Below are 13275 nucleotides of genomic sequence, written 5' to 3' on the forward strand. Positions count from 1 at the left end.
ATTAACTTTATTTTTACGATTCCAAAATAAAATAATGGCTATTTATAAATTTAGAATTACTTTCGAAGATTTTGATGATGTTGTGAGAGAGATCGACATTAAATCAAACCAAACATTTGAAGATCTGCATAAAGCTATCCACAGATCGACAGGTTATAATGCCGAAAAGCCTTCATCTTTTTACGTAAGTACCGATAATTGGCTAAAAGGCGATGAAATTGCCTATTTACCAAACGAACGAAAAAAAGACCGTGTAGTTTTAATGGAAAATTCCAAATTAAGCGGTTTCATTGAAGATCCACATCAAAAGTTTTACTATATCTATAATTTCGACCGCCCTTACGATTTCCACGTAGAGCTTGTAAAAATCATACTTGACGCCGATCCGAACATCGAATATCCATTTTTAGCCAAAAGCGTTGGTGAGGCCCCAAAAATTATGGAGCAGAATAGTCCGCAGGCTGTTGATCCCCGGGGAGCTGCTGCTACTGCAGGTGAATTTGATTTCTTAAACGAAATGAACTTTGTACCTGAAGATACCGACGAATTAGAAGCCATGGGCGATATGGGTATCAACGAGGAAGAACGGGAAGAAGATGAAGAGAGTGAAGACGACGAATTTGGAGATGAATTTTCTGATGACGATCAGTTCGAAGATGATAGCCATAAAGATGACTATTAATTAGCAACAAAATAATAAATGCAAAAAGCTGCCAAATATTTAAGTTTGGCAGCTTTTATTTTATACCAACCTTCATGCCTCAAGCCCTGAAAACAAAAACTTTAGTATCCGTAGTTGGCCCTACTGCCATAGGCAAAACGGCTTTGGCTATTCAACTGGCTCAACATTTCGGCACAGAAATTATCTCTGCAGATTCCCGGCAGTTTTTTAGGGAAATGGCAATAGGAACCGCAAAACCCAGTGCAGCTGAATTAGCAGCGGCAAAGCATCATTTTATTGATTCACATTCAGTATCGCAATTATTCAGTACCGGCGATTTTGAAGTTGATGGGCTAAAGAAGCTGGATGAAATTTTCAGGAAACATGATGTAGCGATTATGGTTGGAGGCTCAGGGTTATATGTAAATGCATTGATAAATGGTTTAGATGACATGCCCGATATCGATTTATCGATCAGGGAAAAATTAAATAAACAATTCGAAGAAGAAGGTTTAAGTGTTATTCAAAATCAACTGGCTGAACTGGATCCTGAATACTTTGCCAAAGTAGATCAGCAAAATCCACAAAGAATGATCAGGGGTTTGGAAGTATATTTATCAACAGGTCAAAAGCTTTCTTCAATGCTTTCGGCAACCAAAAAGGAAAGACCGTTTAGTATCATCAAGATTGGATTAAATACCGATCGCGCTGTTCTTTATGATCGGATTAACAGAAGAGTTGATCAGATGATGGCTGATGGCTTAGTAGAGGAAGTAAAATTGCTCATCCCGTTTAGAAAATACAATGCTTTAAATACGGTAGGTTATAGTGAGCTTTTCGACTACCTGGACGGCAAAATAGCCCTTGAGGATGCCGATGCTGCCATTAAACAAAATACCCGGCGCTTTGCCAAACGCCAGCTTACCTGGTTTAGAAGAGACGAAGAAGTTAATTGGTTTGAACCTGACCAAAGTAAACAAATTATCGACTTTGTAGAGAACAAAATAACCTGCAAATAAAAAGGGGAGCATACAAAACTATGCTCCCCTTTTTCTAAATCCTTAAACCTTACTTTGTATCAGGAAATTTTACTCCTCTATATTGTGTAACATCAACCGTCGGAATAGTAGAGCCATATTTTGCATTAATGGCATCGATAAATACATTCGCAATTACTGCATTTCCACGAGGGGTTAAATGAATTCCATCTAAAGAGAAAGCACCACCTGAAATAAATGCAGCATTGATCCCAATACCTTGTACTAATACACCAGCTTTTACCTGATTAAAATAAGCATAGGTATCTGCTATAGCTAAACCTTTGCTTGTTGCGATAGATTTTATGCTGCTGTTATAGCTGTTCACATAATCTTTTACCTTAGTTACCTCATCTTTATCCAATACCCAGTTGCTTGCGATAGGATTTAACGGGTGCAAACCATAAGGAATAGTACCCTGACCAAATAAACCAGCCGATTGAAACGGTAAACGAATTAAATCTTCATCCGTTGCTACCCTTACCGCGCCAGTACCCGTTTGAATAAATACGGCCTGAGCAGCGGGATTAGAAGCCTTTGCTGCAGCGAGCAGCAGAGAAGGCTTAACAGTATTGAAGTAAGGAATAGCTGTTACATCAGGAATAGTGGCTACTATTCCTTTCTGACCACCAGCGGTTAAGGCATTTAATAAGTTAGCATATAATGAGGAGAAGGTTACTTTATCTGTTAACACGGTAGTCGGATCACCAGCAACGGTTACCGCACCATTTAAAGCATAACCCAATACATCGTTATTTCCCAACCAGATAGAGAAAAAGGTATGGTTTCTTCCCTGGATATATTGAAAATAATTGGTTTTACCAACTTGGGCATCCGTTAATAAACGCTCAAAAAAAGGATTGGCAGCGCTAAAAGTAAGTGTTGGATCGAAAGATAAATCGACACGCATACCGGGAATACCTAAATTTTGGATTTCACCACTGTATTTATCCAAATGTTTTGCAGCATCCCTTATTGCTAATTTATCTGTTACAGGAGTTAAAGTTGGAGTTCCATTTACCAAAGCTGTTAAAGAGATATAACCCGAGCCATTTAAACGATCTTCATTGAAAAATGGAGAAGTAAAAGCTCCTCCCCCTACTGAAGACATTTTCGCTGCGATTAAATTCGGGTATGCCACTTTCTGACCTTCTAAGTATAATCCACCATCAGCATAACCTGAAGTTAATGAATTACCAACAGCAATGTATTTGCTGAAATTCGCTTGTCCTGCCGTTGTGCCCGCAGGTGTTTCAATCTCAGGTTTGCAGGCTGCTGTGAAAAGAATGGCAGCAGCAATGAAACTATTTAATATATATTTTTTCATCTTAAATTCTCCTACCATTTATAAGTTAATGAAATACCTGGCGCATAAACCAATGTTTTAAAAGTACCATCCAGGCCTGTTTCTATATTCTTTTGCTTACGTGATTTAACATCTTCAAAAAAGAACGATGCATTAACTTCAAAATGGCGGGTAGGCGTATAACCTAAACCAGCACTTAAAATATAACGATCAGCATCTGGTGCTTCAGGTGTTACATAGCCATCCTGTACAGGTGAAAGCGCATAACCCACACCAGCTCGTAAAGCTAATTTTTCTGACGCCTGGTGATTAATACCCAGTTTGAAAGAAGAACCATCCCGATAATTACGAGCCGATTTCGTATCCGCAAGTGCTGGAGTATTGGTCGCATAATCAAATGATAAATCCTGATAAATATGCCATTGCACCCAACTGGCATCAAATGCCAATGTAGTACTTTGTGATAATGGAATGCCTATACCCAGGCTTGTGGTTGACGGTAAAGGTAATTCAGCATTGAATGTATTTCCTGCAGGGAAAGATGACCTCAATGAACTTGGCACATCAAATTCAGCAGTACCATTATCTAATTTCGTAACTACTTTTGATTTGTGAACAAGCGCAAATGAAATATTGCTTAGGGTCTTAATATATAAACCTGCATTCCAACCATAACCTTTTCCGGTTCCCTCTAAAGTAGCATGTCCGGAGTGCCCATCAGGAAAATTTACCGGAAGCGCTCTTTGAAGATTCACATCACCATGATTATATACAAAACCTGCACCAATACCAATACGGTCAGTAATTTTGATACTTAAAGTCGGTTGGAAATAAATGGCTTTTAAATTTAATGACGTTAGTGCATATCTGCCAGACCAGTCATTTCCCCAGTCAACCAACCCCCCGAATGGCGTATAAACGCCTAAACCTAGTTTCCATTTATTTGATTTTGGACCCCAAACTGCGTAAAATTCGAATGGAGGCGCAATTTTATTTTTAACATTCTCCGTAACGTTTGAGCCTGTTTGTTGAAACGCTGATTTAAATAATAATGGGTTTACTCCTGCTGAAACTGAGTTTTTCTCTAAGAAAGATACCGCACCCGGATTATAAAATACAGAAGCTTCATCCAAAGCCAATGCAGAACCTGCACCCGCCATACCTATTTGCTTCTGACCTTGTAAATTAACCTGGAAACCCTGCCCCAAAACCCATAGTGGAGCAGAAAGTAATACGCTCAATAAAATTTTTTTCATTTATAAATGGTTATATACAAATATATACTATGCTAACATAGTAAGCAAATATTTGTGTGTAAGAATTTTGAGGGTTCTAGGCTTGGGCAGTCGGTCCACCAAAACCCATCGGGAAAGGTGGTTCTTCCTGGGTCTTAATTCGTCCGTTAACGGCTTCGAATTTTTGTATATTATCTTCCAATGCTGATAGCAAACGTTTTGCATGTTCTGGAGTCAAGATAATTCTTGATTTTACCTTAGCTTTAGGAATACCGGGCATTACACGGATAAAATCCAATACAAATTCGGTATTAGAATGGGTAATAATAGCCAGGTTAGAAAAAATCCCTTCAGCAATTTCTTCTGATAATTCTATGTTTAATTGATTCTCGTTTTGTTGTTCTTCCATAATGGTTCAAAAATAAAAAATTCCGCTGCTTAATGGCGGAATTTAGCATATAATATTAAAGAAAATCCCTGAAACTCTTAACCTTTATTTTTTAAGGTAAGTTAATATGATGCCTACGGTAACTGCAATCTGACCAATCCAAAAATAAACATCCACTTAATTATTTCGGCTTTTGCATTAGCCAGTAATCCATAGCATTACTATTGTTTTCTTTTGTTGCTCAAATCTCTTTCTTATGATCTAATTCAACTCTTACTTCTTCCTTTACAAAAGAAACCAAATGCGCTGCTCGCTGTTTTCCCAAGCTTAACTTTTAATATCTGGAAAGAGTTGGATTTCTGTAACACTCTTGAATTAATTATCAAAGTTACAAAACCTGTTCCAAACAAAAAACTCCCTCAATGTTGAGGGAGTTTTAAAACAAAATATTAAAAATATTACGCTTCTACTTCTTCTTGTTTCGAAGCTAATAGCTTATCGTATTCTTCTTGTGAACCTACAATGATACGCTCGTAACCACGTACACCAGTACCTGAAGGGATTAAGTGACCAACGATCACGTTTTCTTTCAAGCCTAACATATTATCGCGTTTACCCGCAATCGCTGCCTCATTTAATACTTTCGTAGTTTCCTGGAACGAAGCCGCAGAAATGAACGATTTAGTACCTAATGATGCACGGGTAATACCTTGTAAGATAGAACTTGCAGTTGCTGGTCTTGCATCTCTAACTGTGATCTGTCTCAAATCTTTACGTTTCAATTGAGAGTTTTCGTCTCTTAATTTACGTAACGATACAATCTGACCTGGTTTGAATTCAGTCGAATCACCTGCATCTTCAACAACTTTCTTGTCGTACATGGCATCGTTTTCTTCTGAGAAATCCCAACGGTCTACCGCATTATTTTCTAAGAAAATGGTATCTCCAGGATCTTCGATGTGAACTTTCTGCATCATCTGGTGAACAATCACCTCGAAGTGTTTATCGTTAATTTTCACACCTTGTAAACGGTAAACCTCCTGGATACCATTCACTAAGTATTCCTGAACGGCAGCAGGCCCTTTAATAGCAAGGATATCAGCAGGAGAAATTGAACCATCTGATAATGGCATACCTGCTTTCACAAAGTCGTTATCCTGTACAAGGATGTGTTTCGACAATGGAACAAGGTATTTTTTAACTTCACCATCTTTAGATTCAATTGTAATCTCGCGGTTACCACGTTTAACGCCACCTAAAGTTACCACACCATCAATCTCAGTTACTACAGCTGGGTTAGATGGGTTACGGGCTTCAAATAATTCCGTTACACGAGGTAAACCACCGGTAATATCACGGGTTTTACCAGTTGCACGTGGGATTTTAGCAATAATCTGACCAGTTTGGATCGCTTCGCCTTCATCAACTGAAACGTGCGCGCCTACCGGAATGTTATAACCTTTGATAAACTCACCTTTCTTGTCAACGATTTGAATGGAAGGGTTTTTCGTTTTATCACGGGTATCGATAATTACTTTTTCGCGGTGACCGGTTTGCTCATCAGATTCTTCACGGTAAGTTACACCGTCGATAATGGCATCGAATTGTGCTTTACCGGCAAATTCTGAAAGGATAACCGCGTTGTACGGATCCCATGAACAAATTTTATCGCCTTTGGTTACTTTATCACCTTCTTTAACGAATAAGAAAGCGCCGTAAGGAATGTTGTTGGTTACGATCACACGACCGCTTCCTGGCTCAACAATTCTAAACTCACCTGAACGGCCCAATACTACCTGTACGGTACCATCTTCTGTTTGTGTATCGACAGTACGGATGTTTTCGAATTCTATTACACCATCAAACTTAGCTACGATATTTGATTCTGCAGCAATGTTTGATGCAGTACCACCCACGTGGAAAGTACGAAGTGTTAACTGTGTACCCGGCTCACCGATTGATTGTGCTGCAATTACACCAACTGCTTCACCTCTTTGAACGCGTTTACCAGATGCCAGGTTACGGCCATAACATAACGCACAAACGCCACGTTTAGATTCGCAGGTTAATACCGAACGAATTTCGATGCCTTCAAGCGGCGATTCTTCAATTGCTTTAGCAATATCTTCATTAATGTCTTCGCCCGCGCCTACCAACAATGTGCCATCCAGTGGATTGTATACATCATGTAATGAAGTACGACCTAAAATTCTGTCATATAAAGGTTCAACGATATCTTCATTGTCTTTCAATGCTGTGGTGTACATACCTCTTAAAGTACCACAGTCATCGTCATTAACGATCATATCTTGCGCCACATCATGCAAACGACGGGTTAAGTAACCCGCATCCGCAGTTTTTAACGCCGTATCCGCCAAACCTTTACGTGCACCGTGAGTAGAGATAAAGTACTCTAATACTGATAGACCTTCTTTAAAGTTTGATAAGATCGGGTTTTCGATGATATCGCCACCTGAACCTGATTTTTGAGGTTTAGCCATCAAACCACGCATTCCGCAAAGCTGACGAATCTGCTCTTTAGATCCACGTGCACCTGAATCAAGCATCATGTAAACAGAGTTAAAACCCTGGTTATCTGAAGATAACTGAGTCATAACGAAAGTAGTTAACCTGTTGTTGATACGGGTCCAGATATCGATAATCTGGTTGTAACGCTCGTTGTTGGTAATGAAACCCATGTTATAGTTGTTTCTTACCTCTTCAACTTCAGCTGCTGCCTGTTCTAATAAAGTATGTTTTTCAACCGGAATGTTTACGTCTTGTAAGTTGAACGATAAACCTCCCTGGAATGCCATTTTGAAACCTAATTCTTTTATATCATCCAGGAATTGTGAAGCACGGGCCATACCAGTCATTTTCACTACTTCACCAATAATATCTCTTAAAGATTTTTTGGTTAATAACTCATTGATATAACCAACCTCTTCAGGAACCATCTGGTTGAACAATACCCTACCTACAGTAGTTTCAGTTAATTTATTAACGATAGAACCATCGGCTTGTTTAACATTTACCCTTACTTTGATAAATGCATGCAAGTCTAATTCTTTCTCGTTATAAGCAATAATAACCTCTTCTGGAGAATAGAAAGCAGAATCCTGTCCTTTAACCACTCTGGTTTCATCTGTTCTACGGCCTTTAGTAATATAATAAAGACCTAAAACCATATCCTGTGATGGTACTGTAATAGGCGTACCGTTTGCAGGGTTTAAGATGTTGTGAGCGGCTAACATTAACACCTGGGCTTCCAAAATTGCTGCGTTACCTAATGGTAAGTGCACAGCCATCTGGTCACCGTCAAAATCGGCGTTGAATGCGGTACAAACTAATGGGTGTAACTGGATCGCTTTTCCTTCGATTAATTTTGGCTGGAAAGCCTGAATACCCAGTCTGTGTAGCGTAGGTGCACGGTTTAATAATACCGGGTGACCTTTTAATACATTTTCCAAGATATCCCAAACCAATGGATCTTTTCTGTCAACGATTTTTTTAGCAGATTTAACTGTTTTTACCACACCACGCTCAATCATCTTACGGATAATGAACGGTTTGTAAAGCTCAGCAGCCATATCTTTAGGAATACCGCACTCGTGTAATTTAAGGCTAGGCCCTACAACAATTACCGAACGAGCTGAATAATCCACACGTTTACCTAATAAGTTCTGACGGAAACGACCTTGTTTACCTTTCAAAATATCAGAAAGTGATTTCAAAGCACGGTTACCTTCAGTTTTTACCGCGTTAACTTTACGTGAGTTATCAAATAACGAATCTACAGCTTCCTGTAACATCCGTTTTTCGTTACGTAAAATTACCTCTGGTGCTTTAATCTCGATCAAACGTTTTAAACGGTTGTTACGGATAATTACACGACGGTATAAATCATTTAAATCTGAAGTAGCGAAACGGCCACCTTCTAATGGAACCAATGGACGTAATTCTGGTGGAATAACCGGAACGATTTTAACAATCATCCATTCAGGGCGATTCTCGATACGTGTATTGGCACCACGGAAAGCTTCAACAACCTGAAGACGTTTTAAAGCCTCATTTTTACGTTGCTGAGAAGTTTCGTTAGCAGCCTGGTGACGTAAGTCATAAGATAAAGTATCTAAATCAATACGTTTTAATAAATCTTCTAACGCTTCAGCACCCATTTTGGCGATGAATTTATTAGGATCTTTATCGTCTAAATATTGGTTTTCTTTAGGTAATTTATCTAAGATATCTAAATATTCTTCTTCAGTTAAGAAGTCCATATAGTTGATACCTTCTTCAGCCATTAAGCCTGATTGGATAACTACGTAACGCTCGTAATAGATAATTAAATCTAATTTTTTAGTAGGTAAACCTAATAAATAACCGATTTTATTTGGTAAAGAACGGAAATACCAGATGTGTGCAACAGGAACCACCAAAGCGATGTGTCCCATACGCTCACGACGTACTTTCTTTTCTGTTACTTCAACACCACAACGATCACAAACTATCCCTTTGTAACGAATTCGTTTGTATTTACCGCAATGACATTCGTAATCTTTTACCGGACCAAAAATACGCTCACAGAACAAACCATCACGCTCAGGTTTGTAAGTACGGTAGTTAATGGTTTCTGGTTTCAACACCTCACCGCTTGAACGTTCCAAAATAATTTCCGGAGACGATAAGCTAATTGTGATGGATGTGAAATTGCTTTTTAATTTATTATCCTTTTTGTAAGACATACTTATGTAAGGTTAAAGGCGTAGGGTTTAAGGTTTAGGGCGTAGGGTTTAAAACCTTTCACCTTATACCTTAAACCTTCTACCTTAATTAATCTAATGTAATATCTAAACCTAATCCACGTAACTCATGTACCAATACGTTAAACGATTCTGGTACACCCGGCGTTGGTAGGTTTTCACCTTTAACAATGGCTTCGTAAGTTTTGGCTCTTCCGATTACATCATCCGATTTAACGGTTAATATCTCCTGAAGAATGTTAGCTGCACCGAATGCCTCTAATGCCCAAACCTCCATCTCACCAAAACGCTGACCACCGAACTGGGCTTTACCACCCAATGGCTGTTGTGTAATCAATGAGTATGGTCCGATTGAACGGGCGTGCATCTTATCATCAACCATGTGACCTAATTTCAACATGTAGATAATACCTACAGTTGTAGTCTGATCGAAACGCTCACCTGTTAAACCATTGTACAAGTAGGTTTTTCCTGAAGCAGGAACACCCGCTTTAGCAATCCACTCTTCCACCTCATCGTGCGTAGCACCATCAAAAATCGGAGTGGCAAATTTAACACCCAATTCTTTACCGGCCCATGCCAATACGGTTTCATAGATCTGGCCAAGGTTCATACGTGAAGGTACACCCAGCGGGTTCAACACGATATCAACCGGGCTACCATCAGCTAAGAAAGGCATATCTTCATCACGTACAATACGTGCAACAATACCTTTGTTACCGTGGCGACCTGCCATTTTATCACCTACTTTTAATTTACGTTTTTTAGCCACATAAACTTTTGCCATCTGTACGATTCCTGAAGGAAGCTCATCACCTACACTGATCGCGAATTTATCACGTTTGTAAGCACCCAGCTCTTCGTTAACACGGATACCGTAGTTGTGAAGCAACATCTTAATTAGCTCATTTTTATCATCATCAGTAGTCCACTTGTTAGGGCTAATGTGCTCGTAGTTAAGCTCGGCTAAAATTTTCTGCGTAAACTTAGCACCTTTAGCCACTAACAATTCCTTGTAAATGTTGTATACACCTTGTGATGTTTTTCCATTTACGATAGCGAATAATTTGTCTACTAATTCTGCCTTTAATTTCTCAGTGATATTGTTATACGCCTTGTCTAATTTCTCAATTGCTGATTTTTCTTCAGCTTTTGTAGTTTTCTTAGCACGGCTGAATAATTTGGTATCAATTACCACACCCTGGATAGAAGGAGGAGTTTTTAAAGACGCATCTTTAACATCACCTGCTTTATCACCAAAAATTGCGCGTAGTAATTTCTCTTCCGGTGAAGGATCAGACTCTCCTTTTGGTGTGATTTTACCAATTAAAATATCACCTTCTTTTACATCAGCACCAATACGGATAATACCGTTTTCATCAAGGTCTTTAGTAGCCTCTTCAGAAACGTTCGGGATATCAGGTGTCAGTTCCTCTTCTCCACGTTTAGTATCACGTACTTCCAATTCAAACTCTTCAATATGCAATGAAGTGAAAACGTCATCACGAACAATACGCTCGTTGATTACAATCGCATCCTCAAAGTTGAAACCCTGCCATGGCATGAACGCCACTTTTAAGTTTCTTCCTAAGGCCAATTCACCATTTTCAGTAGCATAACCTTCACAAAGTACTTGTCCCTTAGTTACTTTCTGACCTTTCTTAACGATTGGTTTTAAGTTGATACAAGTATTTTGGTTGGTTTTTTTGAATTTAATTAAACGGTAAGTTTTGCTATCACCTTCAAATGAAACTAAACGATCATCTTCGTTACGCTCATATTTAATGGTAATTTCGTTAGCATCAACGTACTCTACAACACCGTCACCTTCTGCATTGATCAAAGTTCTTGAGTCACGTGCAACGCGACCTTCCAAACCTGTACCTACAATCGGTGCTTCAGGACGTAACAATGGTACGGCCTGACGTTGCATGTTTGATCCCATCAAAGCCCTGTTCGCATCATCATGTTCCAGGAACGGGATTAACGAAGCAGCAATTGAAGTAATCTGGTTAGGTGCAACGTCCATTAAGTCTAATTTCTCAGGCTCAATAATCGGGAAGTCACCCTCGTAACGCGCTTTAACACGTGGTGTAGTAAAGTTACCATTATCATCATACTCTGCATTAGCCTGTGCAATGGTTTTACCATCTTCATCTTCTGCAGATAAATAAATAACGTCTGAATCTACCACTACTTTACCATCTTCAACACGTTTGTATGGTGTTTCAATGAAACCTAAATTATTGATTTTTGCATGCACACAAAGTGATGAAATCAAACCAATATTCGGTCCCTCTGGTGTTTCAATCGTACATAAACGGCCATAGTGCGTATAGTGAACGTCACGTACCTCGAAACCGGCACGCTCACGCGATAAACCACCTGGACCTAAAGCCGATAAACGGCGTTTGTGCGTAATCTCTGCCAATGGATTGGTTTGATCCATGAACTGAGATAACTGATTGGTACCAAAAAAAGAGTTGATTACTGATGATAACGTACGTGCGTTAATCAAATCAGTTGGTGTAAACACCTCGTTATCGCGGATGTTCATACGCTCACGGATGGTTCTGGCCATACGGGCTAAACCCACACCAAATTGTGCGTACAACTGCTCACCTACCGTACGTACACGACGGTTGGATAAGTGATCGATATCATCCACCTCTTCTTTAGAGTTGATCAACTTGATCAGGTATTTCACAATCGCAATAATATCTGCTTTTGTTAATACTTTAACCTCATCAGGGGTATTCATTTTCAATTTACGGTTAATGCGGTAACGACCAACATCTCCTAAATCGTAACGTTTATCTGAAAAGAATAAACGATCAATGATACCACGGGCTGTTTCCTCATCAGGTGGTTCTGCGTTACGCAAAGCACGATAGATGTTTTCTACAGCCTCTTTTTCTGAGTTTGAGGTATCCTTTTGTAAGGTATTATATATAATGGTATAATCAGCCTGACTTGCGCCATCTTCTTTTGATAAGATGATGCTTTTTACGCCAGCTTCGATAACCATATCAATGTGTTCGTCTTCTAAAACGGTTTCTCTTTCGAGAATCACTTCATTACGGTCGATAGAAACTACCTCACCAGTATCTTCATCAACAAAATCTTCTACCCATTTTTTCAATACCCTTGCCGCCAGTTTACGACCGATGTATTTCTTTAAACCTGATTTACTAACTTTTACCTCGTCAGCAAGATCAAAAAGTTCCAAGATATCTTTATCAGAATCGTAACCGATAGCACGTAATAAAGTGGTAACCGGAAATTTTTTCTTACGATCGATATAAGCATACATCACGTTATTAACGTCTGTAGCGAACTCGATCCATGAACCTTTGAAAGGGATTACACGTGCAGAGTACAATTTGGTTCCATTAGTGTGACGGCTTTGGCCGAAGAACACGCCTGGAGAACGGTGTAACTGCGAAACGATAACACGTTCTGCACCGTTGATTACAAATGTACCTTTTGGTGTCATATACGGGATTGTACCTAAGTACACATCCTGGATAATGGTTTCAAAATCTTCATGTTCTACATCATTACAAGAAAGCTTAAGCTTTGCTTTTAATGGGACATTGTAGGTTAATCCACGCTCAATACACTCGTGTATATCATAACGTGGCGGATCAACAAAATAATCAAGAAACTCCAATACGAAGATATTTCTTGAATCTGTTATTGGAAAGTTTTCAGCAAACACTTTGAACAAACCCTCGCTAGAGCGATCGTCTGATGTGGTATCTATCTGGAAAAATTCTCTGAATGATTGCAATTGCACATCCAGAAAATCCGGATAGTCTATAATGTGCTTACTTGTTGCAAAATTTACTCTTTGTTCGACTGTCTTTGCCAATGGACTAAAAG

Annotated in this window: 7 protein-coding genes; 2 read left to right on the forward strand and 5 right to left on the reverse strand. The window is 39.1% G+C overall.

Annotated elements, in window-relative coordinates:
- The first annotated feature begins 34 nt into the window (after positions 1 to 34).
- A complete protein-coding gene (locus ACIQXP_RS02930; RefSeq protein ID WP_090982789.1) occupies positions 35 to 682 on the forward strand; it encodes an IS1096 element passenger TnpR family protein in 648 nt (215 codons plus the stop codon).
- Between the two features lie 74 nt (positions 683 to 756).
- Positions 757 to 1680, forward strand: coding sequence for a tRNA (adenosine(37)-N6)-dimethylallyltransferase MiaA (gene miaA / locus ACIQXP_RS02935; RefSeq protein ID WP_293741730.1), 924 nt, complete (start codon positions 757 to 759; stop codon positions 1678 to 1680).
- Positions 1681 to 1729: 49 nt separating this feature from the next.
- Here the strand turns inward: miaA and ACIQXP_RS02940 are convergent, their stop codons facing one another.
- From ACIQXP_RS02940 to rpoB, 5 genes are all read right to left on the reverse strand, one after another.
- Positions 1730 to 3025: an SGNH/GDSL hydrolase family protein gene (locus ACIQXP_RS02940; RefSeq protein WP_293741731.1), complete on the reverse strand. Its 1296-nt coding sequence runs from the start codon at positions 3023 to 3025 to the stop codon at positions 1730 to 1732.
- Positions 3026 to 3036: 11 nt separating this feature from the next.
- The gene (locus ACIQXP_RS02945; RefSeq protein WP_387504092.1) at positions 3037 to 4260 is read right to left on the reverse strand and encodes an OmpP1/FadL family transporter; all 1224 of its coding nucleotides are present in this window, start codon (positions 4258 to 4260) and stop codon (positions 3037 to 3039) included.
- 76 nt (positions 4261 to 4336) lie between these two features.
- Positions 4337 to 4648, reverse strand: a complete 312-nt coding sequence (locus ACIQXP_RS02950) for a DUF3467 domain-containing protein (protein WP_029279713.1) — start codon at positions 4646 to 4648, stop codon at positions 4337 to 4339.
- A 437-nt stretch (positions 4649 to 5085) separates the two neighbouring features.
- Complete coding sequence (gene rpoC, locus ACIQXP_RS02955; protein ID WP_293741733.1) at positions 5086 to 9372, reverse strand: DNA-directed RNA polymerase subunit beta'; 4287 nt, start codon at positions 9370 to 9372, stop codon at positions 5086 to 5088.
- A gap of 88 nt (positions 9373 to 9460) precedes the next feature.
- Positions 9461 to 13264, reverse strand: coding sequence for a DNA-directed RNA polymerase subunit beta (gene rpoB / locus ACIQXP_RS02960; protein WP_090982781.1), 3804 nt, complete (start codon positions 13262 to 13264; stop codon positions 9461 to 9463).
- Positions 13265 to 13275: the final 11 nt, after the last annotated feature.

The organism is Pedobacter suwonensis, assembly GCF_044762335.1.
Taxonomy (GTDB): Bacteria; Bacteroidota; Bacteroidia; order Sphingobacteriales; family Sphingobacteriaceae; genus Pedobacter.